This is a genomic window from Mesorhizobium sp. P2_D5 (assembly GCF_056404355.1).
In genome coordinates, this window is sequence record NZ_JBFUEE010000004.1 from 640,866 (window position 1) to 657,914 (window position 17,049).

A 17,049-nucleotide genomic window follows, 5' to 3' on the forward strand; every position below is an offset into this window, starting at 1 on the left:
TCTAGCCTGACACATCAGGCAGATCACCGCCTGATACCTCAGGCGAATCTCCGGCTGATCCCGCTGGCGCTGGCAACACAAAGAAGCCGCAGCTAATATGAATGTTTCCGCCAACCGGAGGAAACGCGATGCCGAGCAACGTCTTTCGCTTCGACGAAAGCTGGCACATCCCCGAGGGCACACCGCAGGAAGTGTGGGAGGTGCTCTCGGATGCCGAACTGCTGCCGATCTGGTGGGGCGATGTCTACAAGGAGGTGGTTCCGCTCGACAGGAAGGGCAAGGCGACCATCGGTTCGCGCGCAAGGGCACGGGCTCGCGGCGCCCTGCCCTACGAGCTGAACTTCATCATCGAGGCCGCCGAACTCGAACCCGGCAGGCTGGTGGTGGTGAAAACCCTTGGCGATTTCGACGGGCTGTGGCGGGCGGAATTGTCGCCGTCCGGCACCGGCACCCATGTGCAATTGACCTGGCAGGTCACGGTGCTGCGGCCGATCCTCAAATTCCTGGCACCGCTGCTGCGGCAGGCCTTCGCCTGGAACCATCGCTGGACGACGCCGCGCGGCGAAGCCGGCCTCAAGCGGTATCTGACGGACAAGAAGCGCCGGTCGGCTTAGGGCCGACAGCGCTGCGGCATTACCAGTTGCGGTTGAGCCATTCGCGTGCCGGTCGCTCGACGATGTAGTAGCTGCAAAGCGCGCAGACAAAGACCCCGGCCAGCATCGGGATCGGAGCGCTGCCTTGCTCGTAGACAAATTTGTAGAACGGCTGCTGCCACAGATAGAGCGAGTACGACCACAGCCCCAGCGTCGCCATCGGCCAGGAGGACAGCAATCCGGTCAGATAGCGCGGGCTGAAATCGAGTGCGTTGACGGCCAGCCCCAGCAGCGGCACCGCGAAGAGATAGTGGATCGGCGTCGGCACTGGATCGAGGAACAGAAGAACGGCGAAGACCGATGCCGCCAGAGCCACTTGCCTGCCTCTGAAGATCGCCGGCAGCCTGCCATCGGCCTTAAGCAGGCAGATCGAGGCCGACAGCAGGATCGAGGCGATATGCACATCGGTGCGCCAGTAGGTGGTTTCGTAGTCCATCCCGAACACCCAGTACGAAACCGCTCCATTGGCCATGGCAAGCAAGGCCAGCGCCAGGAGCAGCACGACTACGCGAGAGCGGCTTAAGACGACGACGCTGATCAGCGCCAGGATGATATAGGCGTGCTCCTCGATGCAGAGCGACCAGATATGGTCGAGTGCGCCCGCCCGCGTGACGAGAATGCCGGCATAATTGTAGGTGAATGTCAGCGCGGTCAGCGCCGCCTTCCATTTGAAGGCAATGAATGTGCCGGAGAGCGCAATCATGGCGACGACCACGAAGACCAGAAGTGCCGGATAGATGCGGGAAAAACGCCGCTTGAAGAATTTCTTCAGCGGGTAGCGCTCGATGAACAGGATCTCGCTCATCAGCCGGCCGCTGAGCACGAAGAAGAATTCGACGCCCAGCACACCCAGATTGATCCCGGGAACAGGAAAGAAATGGCCGATCAGCACCAGGGCAATCGACAGGCCGCGCCAGCCATCGAGATAGGCCAGTCTTGTTCTGGCCGCTCTGTCGGCGACGGGTCGGGACGCAACGACATGCGTCGCGGAGATGTCGGTCATGCCGGCTCCCTTCGCATTGAAAGATGCTGAAAGGGTCGCAGGCCGTGATCGACACTAACAACCCGGCTCGCGTTTGGTCACTGGCATAGTGCAGTGCAATATCGCTTTGTGCAAGTGCGAGATTGTCGCTGACGCAGTTCCTGGCGAAGTATGGACGGGAATTGCTTCAAGCAAACGGTTGGCGCGCTGAGGCGATCCCATCGGAACCGGACAGTTGCAGGTCACCGCACGCGAAAAAGGGGCCGCAGGGGCCCCTTTCCTTGTGCGCGGCTGATGGTGTCAGGCGGTGGCGGCAGCCACAGCGCGCTTGGCCATCACCGCGATCAGATTGGCGCGGTAGTCGGCCGAGGCGTGGATGTCGGTCATCAAATTCTTCGCCGATACCTTCACGCCTTCGAGCGCCGAGGCCGCGAAATTCTTGGCCAGGGCTGCCTCGATCTCCTTCGAACGGAAAACGCCGTCGTCGCCGGCGCCGGTGACGGCGACGCTGACGCCATCCTTGCCCTTGGCCACGAACACACCGACGATCGCATAGCGCGATGCTGGGTTGCGGAATTTTTCATAGGCCGCCTTAGCCGGCGCCGTGAAAGTGACGGCGGTAACAATCTCGCCTTCCTTCAGCGACGTCTCGAACAGGCCCTTGAAGAATTTGTCGGCGGCGATCTGGCGCTTGTTGGTGACGATGGTGGCGCCCAGCGCCAGCAGCGCCGCCGGATAGTCGGCCGCCGGATCGTTGTTGGCGATCGAGCCGCCGATCGTCCCCCGGTGGCGCACCGCCGGATCGCCGATCAGCGACGCCAGATGGGCAAGCGCCGGGCAGGCCTTCTTCAGCTTCTCGTCATTGGCAACGTCGTAATGCGTGGTCGCGGCGCCGATGGTCACCGTCTTGCCCGACACCTTGACCCCCTGCAACTCCTTGATCTTCGACAGGTCGACAAGGTCGGAGGGCGCGGCAAGCCGTGTCTTCATCGCCGGGATCAGCGTCATGCCGCCCGAAAGCAGCTTCGCATCGCCCGCCTTGACCAGTTTGGCGGCGTCGGCGACCGAGGCGGCGCGGTGATAGTTGACCGAATACATGCTCGTTCCTCCTCAGTGTTTCGTCGTCGCGCGGATCGCTGCCCACACGGTGGACGGCGATGCCGGCATGGCAAGATCGTTGCTGCCGATGGCGTCGGTGATGGCGTTGATCACCGCCGGCGGCGAGCCGATGGCGCCGGCTTCGCCGCAGCCCTTGATGCCCAGCGGATTTCCCGGGCATGGCGTGTTCGAGGTCGAGACCTTGAACGACGGCAGGTCGCCGGCGCGCGGCATGGTGTAGTCCATGTAGCTCGCGGTCAGCAGTTGGCCGCCATTGTCGTAGTGGGCGCCTTCGAGCAGCGCCTGGCCGATGCCTTGCGCCAGTCCGCCATGCACCTGGCCCTCGACGATCATCGGATTGATGATGTTTCCGAAATCATCGGCGGCGACGAACTGGATGATCTCGGTCATGCCGGTTTCCGGATCGACCTCGACCTCGCAGATGTAGCAGCCCGCCGGGAAGGTGAAGTTCGACGGATCATAAAACGCCGTTTCCTTCAGCCCGGGCTCCATGCCGCCCGGCAGATTGTGGGCGGTGTAGGCGGCGAGCGCCATCTGGAACCATGGCACGTTTTTGTCGGTGCCTGCGACCTTCAGCGCGCCGTTCTCGATGATGATGTCGCCCTCGTCAGCCTCGAGCAGATGAGCGGCGATCTTCTTGGCCTTGGCCTCGACCTTGTCGAGTGCCTTGACGATGGCCGACATGCCGACAGCACCCGAGCGCGAGCCATAGGTGCCCATGCCCATCTGCACCTTGTCGGTGTCGCCATGGACGATCGAGACCGAATCGAGCGGCACGCCGAAGCGTTCGTTGACCAGTTGCGCGAAGGTCGTCTCATGGCCCTGGCCATGGCTGTGCGAGCCGGTCAGCACCTCGATCGTGCCGACTGCATTGACCCGCACTTCCGCCGATTCCCACAGACCGACGCCGGCGCCAAGACTGCCGACCGCCGCCGACGGCGCGATGCCGCAGGCCTCGATGTAGCAGCTCATGCCGATGCCGCGCAGCAGCCCCTTCTTGGCTGCGGCAGCCTTGCGCTTGGCAAAGCCGGCATAGTCCGACGCCTTCATCGCCGCGTCGAGCGAAGCGGCATAGTCGCCAGCGTCGTAGCACATGATGACCGGCGTCTGGTGCGGGAACGAGGTAATGAAGTTCTTGCGGCGTAACTCGGCGGGTGAGACGCCGAACTGGCGCGCGGCCGTCTCCATCATGCGTTCCATGACGAAGGTTGCTTCCGGCCGCCCTGCCCCGCGATAGGCATCGACGGGTGCGGTGTTGGTGTAGATCGCCTTCACATTGGCGTGGATGGCGGGGATGTTGTACTGGCCCGACAACAGCGTAGCGTAGAGGTATGTCGGCGTCGCCGACGAGAACAGCGACATGTAGGCGCCAAGATTGGCCTTGGTCTCGACCTTCAGGCCGAGGATCTTGTGATCGCTGTCGAAGGCCATTTCAGCATGAGTGTGATGGTCGCGGCCATGTGCGTCGGTCAGAAAACTCTCGGTGCGGTCGGCCACCCATTTGACCGGCACCCCGGTCTTCTTCGACGCCCACAGGCAGACGATCTCTTCGGGATAGATGTAGATCTTCGAGCCGAAGCCGCCGCCGACATCGGGCGCTATGACGCGCAGCTTGTTTTCCGGGGCGACATTGTAGAAGGCGCTCATCACCAGCCGCGCCACATGCGGGTTTTGTGAGGTCGTCCAGCAGGTGTAGTGGTCCTCGGCCTTGTCGTAGTGGCCAAGAGCCGCGCGCGGCTCCATGGCGTTGGGCACGAGGCGATTGTTGATGATATCCATCTTGACGACATGGGCCGCCTTCCTGAACGCCGCGGCCGTCTCGTCGGCATTGCCGATGTCCCAGTCGAAGATCAGGTTGTTGTCGGCCTCGGGGTGGATCTGCGGCGCGCCCTTGTCCATGGCCTTCGAGGCATCGACGACGGCCTTCAGTTCCTTGTAGGTGATCTCGACCGCCTCGGCGGCATCACGCGCCTGCCCTTTGGTCTCGGCCACGACGATGACGACGGCATCGCCGACATAGCGGACCCGGTCGAAAGCAAGCGGCGACCACGCCCCCATCTTCATCGGCGAACCATCCTTGGAGTGGATCATCCAGCCGCAGATGAGGTTGCCGATGCCGTCGGCCTTGAGCTCCTTGCCGGTCAGCACGCCGATGACGCCGGGCATGGCTTGAGCCTTTTTGACGTCGATCTTCTTGATCTGCGCGTGCGCGTGCGGGCTGCGCACGAAGGCTGCGTGCTTCATGCCGGGAACCACCATGTCGTCGACATAGCGGCCGGCGCCGGTGATGAATCGTTTGTCTTCCTTGCGCGCGACCCGAGCGCCAACACCTTCAATGCCCATCAGAAATTCCTCCCGAAATGCTGAAATAGCGAATAGTGAGTAGTGAATGGCGAATTGTGGTGAGTTGGCGTTTTGTCAGACTGCTGACTATTCGCTACTCCCTATTCGCTACCCACTTCCTTCTCACGCCGCTTGCCTGGCTTTGCCCTTCGACCCCTTGGACATCGTCTTCGATGCGGCAAGGATCGCCTTCACGATGTTGTGGTAGCCGGTGCAGCGGCAGATGTTGCCCTCGAGCTCTGTGCGCACCGTCGCTTCGTCGAGGCCTTCGGGGTGGCGGTTGATCATGTCGGTCGCCGTCATGATCATGCCCGGCGTGCAGAAGCCGCACTGCAGCCCGTGATGTTCCTTGAAGGCGGCCTGCACCGGATGCAGATCGGCGCCATTGGCCAGGCCCTCGATCGTCACCACGGTCGACCCGGAGGCCTGTACCGCGAGCATCGAGCAGGATTTGACCGCCTTGCCGTCGACATGGACGACGCAGGCACCGCATTGCGACGTGTCGCAACCGACGTGCGTTCCGGTAAGGCCGAGATTTTCGCGCAGGAAGTGAACCAGAAGCGTTCGGTCCTCGGCAGCGCCACTGACCCGTTTTCCGTTCACCATCAACGAAACGTCCGACATGCTTCCTCCCTGGGTATCAACCTTGGTCATCACGCTGCCGACGCGGTGTTGCCGCTTCGGCCATGGTTATTCGTACACTGCACAATGGACAAAAAACAGCACGTCGCAAACTCGTTACATTGTACTTTCGGTCATGGGCTGAGCCCAAACGCGCGGCCCCGGTCGCCCATTGCCAAAACAGGGTTTGAGGGCAACAATGTTATCAGACGCCCGCGCGCCCGACGCGCATAAAACAGCGTCGGAGGAAATGCGGAGAACACCGCTGGCCAGTTCACGGACGCGCTATGCATGCGGCCTGTCGGCGCTCACCACGGATGAGCCCGACATGGACGCATTCGCCAAGGCGATCGCGTTGGAGGCTGCGGCAATCGACGCCGGCTTCGCGCTCCTGTTTTTTTCCCAGAGCCTGGTCGAGGCCGACACCCTTTCCCGGGCGCTCATGAGCCACGCGCCGGCGCTTCATCACGCGGGCTGCTCGACCGCCGGCGAGATCACGCCGCAAGGCCTCGAGGATGGCCACGTGCTCGCCATGCTGCTTCCGTCCGCCGCGTTCACCGCCGTCAGCGTGATGGTCGACGATCTGTCCTCGTCGGGCATGGACAGGATCACCAGCGAGGTCGAGGCCTTGCGGCGGTCGCTGCGCGCGCGCCTGGGTTGCGACCGCACCAAAGGCACCTTCGCGCTCTGCTTCATCGATGGGCTCTCCTATGCCGAGGAAGCGGTGAGTTCGGCCATCCATTGGGGCCTCGACGACATACCGCTGCTCGGCGGCTCGGCCGGCGACGACCTGAAGTTCGAGACGACGCGCCTCATCTCGAACGGCAACGTCACCTCCGACAGCGCCATCATCGTGCTGATCGCCACCGAAATCCCTTTCCACGTCTTCAAGACCGACAATTTCGTTCCCACCGACGAGAAGCTGGTGGTGACGGCGGCCGATCCCGATCACCGCATCGTGCGCGAGTTCAATGCCACCAACGCGGCGGAGGAATACGCCGCGTCCGTCGGCATCGTTGCGCAGACGCTGACGCCGCTGAGTTTTGCCTCGCATCCGGTGGTGGTGAAAGTGGGCGGCGAATATTACTGCCGGTCGATCCAGAAGATGCATCCCGATGGCTCGCTGTCGTTCTTCTGCGCCATAGACGACGGGGTCGTGCTGTCGATCGCCCAACCCAAGGACATGGTCGAATCGACGCGCGCGGCGCTCAGGGATGTCGAGGAGCGGCTTGGCGGCATCGACATGATCCTCGGCTTCGACTGCGTGCTGCGCCGTCTGGACGCGCGCAACCGCCAGGTTTTTCGCGACATCTCGGAGCTCTACCGGGTCAACAATGTCATCGGCTTCGGCACCTATGGCGAACAGTACCGGTCGATGCATTTGAACCAGACCTTCACCGGCATCGCCTTTGGCGAACGACAGGCGGCGGAATAAGATGCCGCTCAGGGACATCAACGATCTCGAAAAGCTGAAGAAGATCAACGCCGCACTGGTCAGCCGCGTCGAGCGGTCGATGGACCAGCAAGGCAATGCCTTCTCGCTGTTCCAGACCGCGATTTCGCTGGAAAATCGCGTGCGCACGCGCACCGAGGAGCTGCATTCGACCTTGCGCCGGCTGGAGCAGTCGAACATCGACCTCAGCGCCGCCAAGGAAAACGCCGAACTGGCGAACCTGTCCAAGACCCGCTTCCTCGCCGCCGCCAGCCATGACGTGCTGCAGCCGCTGAACGCGGCCCACCTCTCGGTTTCGGCGCTGGCCGAAGTGCAGACCAGCGACGAGGGCAGGAAGCTGGTGCGGCAGGTCGAGCGCTCGCTGGAGACGATGGAGGACCTGCTGCGCACGCTGCTCGACATCTCCAAGCTCGACGCCGGCGTGGTGCAACCCGACACCGGCGACGTCAGCCTGGAGGCGCTGTTCTCATCGCTGCGCTCGGATTTCCTGCCGGTGGCGGAACTGAAGGGGCTGTCGCTGAAATTCCGGCCGGTCAACGCCGTGGTCCGCTCCGACCGCACGCTGTTGCGCCGCATCCTGCAGAACATTCTCTCCAATGCGCTGGGCTACACACGCTCCGGCGGTGTGCTGGTCGGCACCAGGCATCGCGGCGATACCATCCGCATCGACGTCGCCGATACCGGCTGCGGCATTCCCGAAGACCAGCGCGAGGCGGTGTTCGAGGAATTCCATCGCGGCACCTCGTCGGCCAATGCGGAGCTGGACGGCGGCGGTCTCGGGCTCGGGCTTGCCATCGTGCGCCGCATGGCCAGCGCGCTCGGCCATCCCGTGACATTTTCATCCAAGGTCGGGCGCGGCACGATATTCCACATCGACGTTCCGGTCGGGATCGGCGCCCCGGCCGACGCCATCGCCAGCAGCGCCGACATGGAACGGCCGCGCGGCTACGGCCTGTTCGGCACCAAGGTGCTGCTGATCGAGAACGATGTCGAGGTTCTGCAGGCCATGACCTTCCTGCTAGAGCGCTGGCAATGCTTGGTGCGGGCCGCGACCTCGACCGACGACGCCCTCGACATGCTGGGCGATACAGACTGGGTGCCCGACATCGTCATTGCCGACCAGCATCTCGACGGCGGCGATCTCGGCACCGCCACCATCGCCGAGGTCCGCGACTATCTCGGCCGCGCCGTGCCGGCCCTGATCGTCACCGCCGACAGTTCCGAAGCCGTCGCAAAAGCCGCCCGCGCGGGCGGCATCGAACTGATGCGCAAGCCGCTGAAGCCGGCGCAATTGAGGGCGCTGCTGGCGCATCTGCTGGCTTAGAGAATGATCAATGGGATTCTTGAATATCTAGGAAATCCGGCGTCGCTACTCCAAGGTCGCACGCCTTTTTGTAATGGAGATGCAGGGTCGGACACGGACACTAAGTTGGTATTTAGTGCGGCCAAGGAGCGGTTCAAATTCGGATGAATCGCGGTGACAGTGCACTTTTTGCCATGTTCGCCTGACCATCGCTGTGGACAAACTCAAAACCCCGCCTGATCGCGAAACAACTCGGCATTGTCCAGTTTCGACACCTCGATCACCGCTTGCGTGCGGCTGTAGACATTGAGCTTGCGCAGGATTTCGGACACATGAGCCTTGACCGTGGTTTCGCCGACCTGCAGCTCATAGGCGATTTGCTTGTTGAGCAGGCCCTGGCGCAGCATCTGCAGCACGCGCAATTGTTGCGGCGTCAGCGTCGACAGGCGCTGCACCATGTCGGCGCGGTCGACGCTGTCGGCGTCGGGCGTGCGGGCTTCATAGGTTTCCGGCACATAGATCGCACCTTCCATCACCGAGCGTATGGCGGCGGCGAGGTCGCTCTTGCGCGCCGATTTCGGGATGAAGCCGGCCGCCCCATAGGACAGTGCCTCGGAAATGATTTTCGGCTCCTCATAGCCGGAGACGATGACCACCGGCAGGCGCGGATAGCGGGTTCGGAGTTGCAGCAGTCCCTCGAAGCCGTGCACGTCGGGCATGCTGAGGTCGAGCAGCGCCAAATCGAACGGCTTGGCGCCGGCCAGAAGATCGAGCGCCTCGGTGATCGAGCGCGCCTCCACCGTGTCGACTTCCGGATAGGCCATCTGCACCGCGCTGTGCAGCGCCTCGCGAAACAGCGGATGGTCGTCGATGATCAGGAACCGGGCGCGATCGTGGATTGCGGTCATGGGGTTCATTTCGGTTCAGGGGCGATTGATGCATGTCGCCCAAAAGTGGCCCCGGTTTGGGTGAACGACATGCATGAGACAAAGACCTAAAGCGCGTCGCCTCAAATCCGTTCAAACGCGACGCGCTTTAGAATAGCCTCGCGACCATGGCCAGATTATTGCCAAATAGTACATCGCCATCTCCGTCGGAAAGCGCGGCCGCGCTTTCTCGACCCATTCGCCTTGCCCGGCGGCCCAAATCGGCCGAATGTTCCGGTAACCAAGCAGAGACCCCACATGACAGCCTTCGTCCTACCCTCGCCGGCAGCATCATCGGTGGCCGTTGCCGGCTCGCCCGCGCGCTTTGCGGTGCGCCGCATCTTCTGCGTCGGCCGCAACTACGCGGCGCATGCCCGCGAATTCGGCAATGACGAGCGCGATCCGCCCTTCTTCTTCACCAAGCCGGCCGATGCGGTGGTCGATTCCGGCACCACCATCCCCTACCCGCCCTTGACCGGCAATCTGCACCACGAGATCGAACTGGTCGCTGCGATCGGCAAGCCAGGCTTCCGCATCACGCGCGAGCGGGCTCTAGATCATGTCTGGGGTTATGGCGTCGGCATCGACCTCACCCGCCGCGATCTGCAGGATGAAGCCAAGAAGACGGCGCGGCCCTGGGACTGGTCGAAGGCGTTCGACCGCTCCGCGCCTTGCGGCCCGCTGGTCCCCGCGGCGAAAGCCGGCCACCCGCAAAAGGGCCGCATCTGGCTCGCCGTCAATGGCAAGGTCAGGCAGGATGCCGACCTCGCCGAACTGATCTGGCCGATCGCCGATATCGTATCGATCTGCAGCGAGGCGGTGGAACTGGAACCCGGCGACCTGATCTTCACCGGCACGCCGGCCGGTGTCGGCGCGGTAGGCCCAGGCGACACGATGACTGGCGGCGTCGACGGCATCGGCACGATCGAAATCACCGTCGGCCAGCCGAGGTGAGCGCATGAGCGACATCGTCCTGCACAACTACTATCGCTCCTCCACCTCCTATCGGGTGAGGATTGCGCTGGAGATGAAGGGGCTGAGCTATGATTATGTCCCGCATCATTTGCGCCATGGCGAGCATCTGGAGCCAGCCTATCTCGCGGTCAATCCGCAAGGGCTGGTGCCGGCGCTGATCCTCGACGACGGAACGCTCTTGACGCAATCGCTGGCGATCATCGAATTCCTCGACGAGACCCGTCCCGAACCACCGCTGCTGCCGAAGGACGCGGCTGGCCGGGCGCGGGTCCGGATGCTGGCGCAGATGATCGCCTGCGATATCCATCCGGTGAACAATCTGCGCGTGCTGACCTCGCTGCGCACCTTGTTCGGCGCCGGCGACCAGGACATCACCAACTGGTTCCGCCACTGGGTGAACGAAGGCTTTCAGCCGCTGGAAAAGATCCTGGCTGCCTCGGCCGAGACAGGAACATTCTGCCATGGCGACATGCCGGGCCTGGCCGACATCTGCCTGGCTGCGCAGGTCACCAGCAATGCCCGCTTCGGCCTCGACATGACGCCCTACCCGACGATAGCGCGCATCAACGCCGCCTGCATGGCATTGCCCGCCTTTCAGAAAGCGGCGCCACAGAACCAGATCGATGCCGAGTAAGGCCGCCGACGCGTAGCGCCGGTACCGGCGCGACCCGGTCAGCCCGTCTGGCGGAATCGATTTCCGCTTGACCGCACGGGGAATCGGCTATCGTTTCCCACAGGCCGTTTGAAGGTTGGGAGTTGCCAATGAAAGCCGTCGTCTTCGAGAAATTCGGTGAAGCGCCGACGATCCAGACCGTTCCCGATCCGAAACCGGCTGCCGATGGCGTCGTCATCAAGGTCGAGGCGACCGGGCTGTGCCGCAGCGACTGGCATGGCTGGATGGGTCATGACGACGGCATCCGCCTGCCGCATGTACCGGGCCATGAGCTGGCCGGTGTCGTGGTGGCCGCCGGCAAGCATGTCACACGCTGGAAGGCCGGCGAACGCGTCACCGTGCCGTTCGCCGTCGGCTGCGGCCACTGCTTCGAATGCAGCTCGGGCAACCACCAGGTCTGTGAACATCAGACGCAGCCCGGCTTCACCGGCTGGGGCTCGTTCGCCGAATATGTCGCCATCGAACACGCCGACACCAATCTCGTACGCTTGCCCGACGAGATGGAATTCGCCACCGCCGCCAGCCTCGGCTGCCGCTTCGTCACCTCGTTTCGCGCCATCGTCGACCAGGGCCGGGTGACGCCGGGCGAATGGGTGGCCGTTCATGGTTGCGGCGGCGTCGGCCTGTCGGCGATCATGATCGCCAGCGCGATGGGCGCCAATGTCATCGCCATTGACCTCACCGACGAGAAGCTCGATTTCGCCACGAAGATCGGCGCCGTCGCCACCATCAACGCGTCGAAAACGCCGAATGTGGTCAAGGCCGTCAAGCAGATCACCAATGGCGGCGCGCACATATCGATGGACGCGCTCGGCCATCCCACCACTTCGTTCAATTCGATCGCCAACCTGCGCCGGCGCGGCCGCCATGTGCAGGTCGGCCTGATGCTGGGCGAGCACGCCCGCCCGCAGGTGCCTATGGACAAGGTGATCGCCTTCGAACTCGAGATCCTCGGCAGCCACGGCATGCAGGCCTATCGCTACCAGGCGATGATGGAGATGATCCGCAACGGCAAGCTCAAGCCCGAACTTCTGGTCGGCAAGAAGATCAGCCTCGAAGAAGCGCCCGCGGCTTTGATGGCCATGGGCGGCTTCGAGGGCATCGGCATCGGGGTGGTGACGAAGTTCTAGGGACAGGAGCCACCCTCCCGGAACTACCTGGCAAATTTCTTCGCGCCGAACACGCATAGCACCACACCGAGCGTCACGACCACCATTTGCGGACTGACCTGCTCATGCAGCAGCGTCGCCGCCAGTGCCAGGCCAAAGAACGGCTGCAAAAGCTGTAACTGCCCCACCGCAGCGATGCCACCTTGCGCAAGGCCGCGGTACCAGAACACGAAGCCGATCAGCATGCTGAACAGCGAGACATAGGCGAGCCCGATCCAGGCGTTGGAGCCGACGCTGGCAAAGGATGGCGGCAGCGTCGCGAAAGTCAGCACCAGCATGATCGGCAGCGACAGCACCAGCGCCCAGCAGATCACTTGCCAGCCGCCGAGCTTGCGCGACAGCGCTGCACCCTCGGCATAACCCAGGCCGCAGACGACGATGGCGGCCAGCATCAGACCATCGCCGACCGGCGAGGCTGTCACGCCCTGCATCAGGGCAAAGCCCGCGACCAGCCCGCTGCCCACGCACGAGAACAGCCAGAACGCCGGGCGAGGACGTTCACCGCCGCGCAGCACGCCGAAAATCGCCGTCGCCAGCGGCAGCAGGCCGACGAAGATGATGGAGTGGGCCGAGGTGACGTGCTTGAGCGCCAGTGCCGTCAGCAGGGGAAAACCCACCACCACGCCGAGCGCGACGATGACCAGCGACAGCAGATCCCCTCGCTCCGGGCGCTTTTGGCGGAACACCAGCAGCAGGGCGAGACCAAGCAGTCCGGCAATCGCCGCGCGGGCCGATGTCACGAAGGTTGGATCGAAATCCATCACGGCGACGCGCGTTGCCGGAAGCGAGCCGCTGAAAATCAGCACGCCGACGAATCCGTTCACCCAGCCGCTCGCCATCTTGTCCATCACAGGCTCCGTTTTGTTTCGCCCTCTATCGGGCCTGCGCCTATGGTGTCGCCAGAGACAATGGGGTACAATTTCACAAAACTGTAATGGCCAACAAGGCAGTACAGATGACGGTAACAGCGCTTGAGATTGAAGACACGGTCACTTTGGTCGAGAGCGTGATGGCGACTGTTCGCCAGCGGATTGCCGCGCGCAGCCTGACGCCGGGAGCGCGATTGCCGTCGATCCGCGCCTTCGCCAGATCCATGCAGGTTTCCAAATCCACCGTGGTCGAAGCCTATGAGCGGCTCGCCGCAGAAGGCGCGATCCGTTCCCGGCCGGGTTCAGGCTTCTATGCCGCCGGCTCGCTGGCGCCGCTGTCTCTGGCCGAGATCGGTCCCCGGCTCGACCGCGCGGTCGATCCGCTCTGGATCTCGCGCCAGTCGCTGGAGGCAGGCGATGACAGTCTGAAACCCGGCTGCGGCTGGCTGCCGGCCGCGTGGATGCCCCAGGCAGGGTTGCGCCGCGCGCTGCGCACCGTGGCGCGCGCCGATGATGCCGCGCTCGCCGACTACGGCACGCCGCTCGGCCTGCCGCCCCTGCGAAACCTGCTGGCGCGGCGCATGGCCGAGCATGGCATAGAAGCCTCTCCCGAACAGATCATGCTGACGGAATCGGGCACGCAGGCCATCGATCTCTTGTGCCGGTTCCTGATCGAGCCCGGTGACACGGTACTGGTCGACGATCCCTGCTATTTCAATTTCCACGCTCTGCTGCGCGCCCACCGCGCCAAGGTTGTCAGCGTTCCCTACACACCGTCCGGGCCGGACATCGACCTGTTCGCGCAGGCGTTGGCCGAGCACCGGCCTCGCCTCTACATCACCAATTCGGCCATCCACAACCCGACCGGCGCGATCCTGTCGCCAGTCACCGCCCACCGCTTGCTCAAGCTCGCCGATCAATCCGACCTGACCATCGTCGAGGACGACATCTTTGCCGATTTCGAACATGCGCCCGCCCCCAGGCTGGCGGCATTCGATGGTCTGAGCCGGGTCGTCCAGATCGGCAGTTTCTCCAAGACGCTGTCGGCGTCGGTTCGCTGCGGCTTCATCGCAGCGCCCCGCGACTGGATCGAGCGCCTGACCGATCTCAAGATCGCCACCACCTTCGGCGGCGGGCGGCTTGCGGCCGAACTGGTGCTGACGCTGCTGAAGGACGGCAGCTACCGCAAGCACATGGACCTGCTGCGGGCGCGGCTTTCGCGCGCCATGGGCGAGACGAGCACCCGCCTGAAGGCAATCGGCATCACGCCCTGGATCGACCAGCCGGCCGGGCTGTTCCTGTGGTGCAGCCTGCCGGATGGCGTCGATGCGGCCGAAGTCGCCCGCCGCGCTCTCGCCGACAACATCGTGCTGGCGCCCGGAAATGCGTTCAGCCTGTCCCAGACAGCCAGCCGCTTCCTGCGCTTCAACGTTGCCCAGTGCGCGGACCAGCGGATTTTCAAGGTGGTCGAGGCGGCGATGGCGCGTTGATTGCCGGTCAGCGAGATGCTGCACAGACCTCCCGCACGCAGTCGCGCAACCAGCGTTGTGCCGGATCGGCATCGAGACGCGGATGCCAGAGCATGGAGATGGTGACCTCCATGGTGGCGACCGGCAGCGGAAAGCTGTGCATGCCGGCGCGCGCGCCTTCCGTGTGCCGCTCGGGCACGCTGGCGATCAGGTCCGATGCACGCGCCAGGGCAAGCGTGGCCGAAAAGCCGGAAACCATGCACACGACAGTCCGCTGGAGTCCGAGCCGCTCAAGGGCTTCATCGATCGGCCCTTTCTCGCGACCACGCCGCGAAACACTGATGTGGCGGCCTGCCGCGTAGCGCTCGGGCGTCACGACGCCCTCGCTCAAGGGATGGCCAGCGCGCACCGCACCGACGAAGCGGTCGCGAAACAGGGCCTGAATACGCATCTCGGGTCCGGTTTCACTGGCGACGCCGATTTCCAGGTCAACCGCCGCCTCGCGCAGCGGCGCGACATCCTTGTCGGACTTCGGCGCGAAACGCAGTCGCACGCATGGCGCCTCCGCTTCGATGCGAGCAACAAGGCGCGGCGCGAACTCTTCCACGAAGCTTTCATTGGTGCGCAGTGTGAAAGTCCTGGCGAGGTCCGAAAGGTCGAGGAGCCTGGCAGGGCGCAGCAATGCTTCCGCATCCTGGACGACGCGACCAGCCTGCTGCCGCAACTCCTGCGCACGCGGTGTCGGAACCAGGCCACGGCCGGCGCGAACCAGCAGCGGATCGCCCGTCGCCTCGCGCAGCCGCGCCAGCGTCCGGCTCATCGCCGAGGGGCTGAGACCAAGACGATTGGCGGCGCGCGCCACACTGCCTTCGGTCAGCAGAACGTCGAGAGCGACGAGCAAATTGAGATCGGGCGATGCCATCGGCGGATCATAGCACATGATATGGCGTTTGGTGCACGAATAGCATGCAAACGCTGCGCCTTCCGCCATATCATCCAAGAGACTAGATCTCCGACAGCTCCGGTTCTGGAGCCGATGGAAAGGAGATCGCCTTGGCAATCGCAGAGCAAAATGAGCGCGTATCGGCGCCGCCCCAGGTCCAATCCTCCCGACGGGCGCTGGCGAGCCTTTCGCTCGCCACCCTACTGTCGTCGCTGGGAACCAGCATTGCCAGCGTCGGCCTGCCGTCGCTGATGCAGGCGTTCGGCGCTTCGTTCCAGTCGGTGCAGTGGGTTGTTCTGGCCTATCTGCTCGCCATCACCACATTGATTGTCAGCGCCGGACGGCTGGCCGACATGTTCGGGCGCCGGCCGTTGCTGCTTGGCGGCATCGCGCTGTTCACGCTGGCATCCATACTCTGCGGCCTGGCGCCGACACTCTGGCTGCTGATCGCCGCGCGGACCGTGCAAGGGCTTGGCGCCGCGCTGATGATGGCGCTGACGCTGGCTTTTGTCGCCGAAACGGTGAGCAAGGCCAAAACCGGCAGCGCCATGGGCCTGCTCGGCGCCATGTCCGCGATCGGCACGACGCTTGGGCCCTCGCTCGGCGGCCTTCTGATCGCGGGCTTCGGCTGGCGGGCGATATTCCTCGTCAACGTGCCGCTGGGCGTGCTGTCCTTCGCTCTCGCCTATCGTGCCTTGCCGGCCAACGGCAAGGCAGCCCACACCGATCGAGGCAAGTTCGACGCCGTAGGCACCGCCCTCCTGGCCCTGACGTTGGCCGCATATGCGCTGGCCATGACTCTTGGCAGAGGCAATTTCGGCGCACTCAACATCGGTCTGCTGATAGCTGCCGGCATCGGCGTCGTTCTGTTCGCCGCCGCGCAGGCGAAAGTGAAGAACCCATTGATCAAGCTTGCCGGCTTCCGTGACCTCCAGCTGAGCGCCAGCCTGGCGATGAGCCTCGTCGTCGCAACGGTGATGATGGCGACCCTGGTGGTTGCCCCGTTCTACCTGTCGCGCGGGCTCGGGCTAGATGCCGCTATGGTCGGCCTCGTGCTGTCGACCGGCCCGCTCGTCTCGGCCCTGTCGGCGCTGCTGGCCGGACGCCTGACCGACCGCTTCGGGGCCCACAGGATGATGGTTGCCGGCTTGGCCAGCCTCGCCACCGGCACCTTCCTGCTGTCGCTCGCCATGACGAAACTCGGCATTGCCAGCTATGTCGTGCCGATCACCATCACCTGCATCGGCTACGCGCTGTTCCAGACGTCCAACAATGCAGCGATCATGACCGGTGTTGGCGCCGGCGAGCGCGGTGTCGTCTCTGGCCTGCTCAATCTGTCGCGCAATCTCGGCCTCATCACCGGCGCATCGTTGATGGGCGCCGTCTTCGCCGTCGCATCGGCTGGGGAACAAGACATTCTGAGTTCCTTGGCCGCCGCCCGGGGAATGCAGGTCACCTTTCAGACGGCAACGGCACTGGCGCTGGTCGCGCTATTCCTTGCGCTGCTCTCGGCCCGCACCGTTGGCCGCGCGCAGCCCAGCGTTTCGTAAG

The 17,049-nt window shown here is 63.9% G+C and carries 15 protein-coding genes; 8 read left to right on the plus strand and 7 right to left on the minus strand.

Annotated features, from left to right (window positions below; all coding sequences use genetic code 11):
- Window positions 1-128 precede the first annotated feature (128 nt).
- Window positions 129-614, plus strand: a complete 486-nt coding sequence (locus AC1DYW_RS20860; RefSeq protein ID WP_095087526.1) for an SRPBCC family protein — start codon at window positions 129-131, stop codon at window positions 612-614.
- A gap of 19 nt (window positions 615-633) precedes the next feature.
- Here the strand turns inward: AC1DYW_RS20860 and AC1DYW_RS20865 are convergent, their stop codons facing one another.
- The 4 genes from AC1DYW_RS20865 to AC1DYW_RS20880 form a co-directional block, all read right to left on the minus strand.
- Complete coding sequence (locus AC1DYW_RS20865) at window positions 634-1,656, minus strand: acyltransferase family protein (protein WP_477227475.1); 1,023 nt, start codon at window positions 1,654-1,656, stop codon at window positions 634-636.
- A gap of 279 nt (window positions 1,657-1,935) precedes the next feature.
- Window positions 1,936-2,733 (minus strand): FAD binding domain-containing protein, encoded by a 798-nt coding sequence (locus AC1DYW_RS20870; protein WP_457153142.1) that lies wholly within the window; start codon window positions 2,731-2,733, stop codon window positions 1,936-1,938.
- A 12-nt stretch (window positions 2,734-2,745) separates the two neighbouring features.
- On the minus strand, window positions 2,746-5,097 hold the full coding sequence (locus tag AC1DYW_RS20875) for a xanthine dehydrogenase family protein molybdopterin-binding subunit (RefSeq protein WP_477227476.1): 2,352 nt from the start codon (window positions 5,095-5,097) through the stop codon (window positions 2,746-2,748).
- A 123-nt stretch (window positions 5,098-5,220) separates the two neighbouring features.
- Window positions 5,221-5,721 carry a (2Fe-2S)-binding protein gene (locus AC1DYW_RS20880; protein ID WP_095088065.1) on the minus strand — a complete coding sequence of 167 codons (501 nt, stop codon included), beginning with the start codon at window positions 5,719-5,721 and terminating at the stop codon, window positions 5,221-5,223.
- A gap of 247 nt (window positions 5,722-5,968) precedes the next feature.
- Here AC1DYW_RS20880 and AC1DYW_RS20885 point away from each other — a divergent pair, with 247 nt between their 5' ends.
- Together AC1DYW_RS20885 and AC1DYW_RS20890 are read left to right on the plus strand one after the other, a co-directional pair.
- The gene (locus AC1DYW_RS20885) at window positions 5,969-7,153 is read left to right on the plus strand and encodes an FIST N-terminal domain-containing protein (RefSeq protein WP_457154870.1); all 1,185 of its coding nucleotides are present in this window, start codon (window positions 5,969-5,971) and stop codon (window positions 7,151-7,153) included.
- 1 nt (window position 7,154) lies between these two features.
- Complete coding sequence (locus AC1DYW_RS20890) at window positions 7,155-8,495, plus strand: hybrid sensor histidine kinase/response regulator (RefSeq protein WP_477227477.1); 1,341 nt, start codon at window positions 7,155-7,157, stop codon at window positions 8,493-8,495.
- Window positions 8,496-8,698: 203 nt separating this feature from the next.
- On the opposite strand, the gene AC1DYW_RS20895 is transcribed toward AC1DYW_RS20890, so the two are convergent.
- Window positions 8,699-9,382 (minus strand): response regulator, encoded by a 684-nt coding sequence (locus AC1DYW_RS20895; protein ID WP_477227478.1) that lies wholly within the window; start codon window positions 9,380-9,382, stop codon window positions 8,699-8,701.
- A 276-nt stretch (window positions 9,383-9,658) separates the two neighbouring features.
- Here AC1DYW_RS20895 and AC1DYW_RS20900 point away from each other — a divergent pair, with 276 nt between their 5' ends.
- The 3 genes from AC1DYW_RS20900 (at window position 9,659) to AC1DYW_RS20910 (ending at window position 12,178) form a co-directional block, all read left to right on the plus strand.
- Complete coding sequence (locus AC1DYW_RS20900) at window positions 9,659-10,354, plus strand: fumarylacetoacetate hydrolase family protein (RefSeq protein ID WP_477227479.1); 696 nt, start codon at window positions 9,659-9,661, stop codon at window positions 10,352-10,354.
- A gap of 4 nt (window positions 10,355-10,358) precedes the next feature.
- Entirely contained in the window at window positions 10,359-11,009 is a 651-nt protein-coding gene (gene maiA, locus AC1DYW_RS20905) for a maleylacetoacetate isomerase (RefSeq protein WP_477227480.1), read from the plus strand.
- 128 nt (window positions 11,010-11,137) lie between these two features.
- On the plus strand, window positions 11,138-12,178 hold the full coding sequence (locus AC1DYW_RS20910) for a zinc-dependent alcohol dehydrogenase family protein (protein ID WP_477227481.1): 1,041 nt from the start codon (window positions 11,138-11,140) through the stop codon (window positions 12,176-12,178).
- A 23-nt stretch (window positions 12,179-12,201) separates the two neighbouring features.
- Here the strand turns inward: AC1DYW_RS20910 and AC1DYW_RS20915 are convergent, their stop codons facing one another.
- The gene (locus AC1DYW_RS20915) at window positions 12,202-13,065 is read right to left on the minus strand and encodes a DMT family transporter (RefSeq protein WP_477227482.1); all 864 of its coding nucleotides are present in this window, start codon (window positions 13,063-13,065) and stop codon (window positions 12,202-12,204) included.
- Window positions 13,066-13,151: 86 nt separating this feature from the next.
- On the opposite strand from AC1DYW_RS20915, the gene AC1DYW_RS20920 reads away from it, so the two are divergent.
- Entirely contained in the window at window positions 13,152-14,576 is a 1,425-nt protein-coding gene (locus AC1DYW_RS20920) for an aminotransferase-like domain-containing protein (protein WP_477227483.1), read from the plus strand.
- Between the two features lie 7 nt (window positions 14,577-14,583).
- On the opposite strand, the gene AC1DYW_RS20925 is transcribed toward AC1DYW_RS20920, so the two are convergent.
- Window positions 14,584-15,477: a LysR family transcriptional regulator gene (locus AC1DYW_RS20925; protein WP_477227484.1), complete on the minus strand. Its 894-nt coding sequence runs from the start codon at window positions 15,475-15,477 to the stop codon at window positions 14,584-14,586.
- 131 nt (window positions 15,478-15,608) lie between these two features.
- Between AC1DYW_RS20925 and AC1DYW_RS20930 the strand changes: the two genes are divergently transcribed.
- Window positions 15,609-17,048: an MFS transporter gene (locus tag AC1DYW_RS20930; RefSeq protein ID WP_477227485.1), complete on the plus strand. Its 1,440-nt coding sequence runs from the start codon at window positions 15,609-15,611 to the stop codon at window positions 17,046-17,048.
- The last annotated feature ends 1 nt before the right edge of the window (window position 17,049 follow it).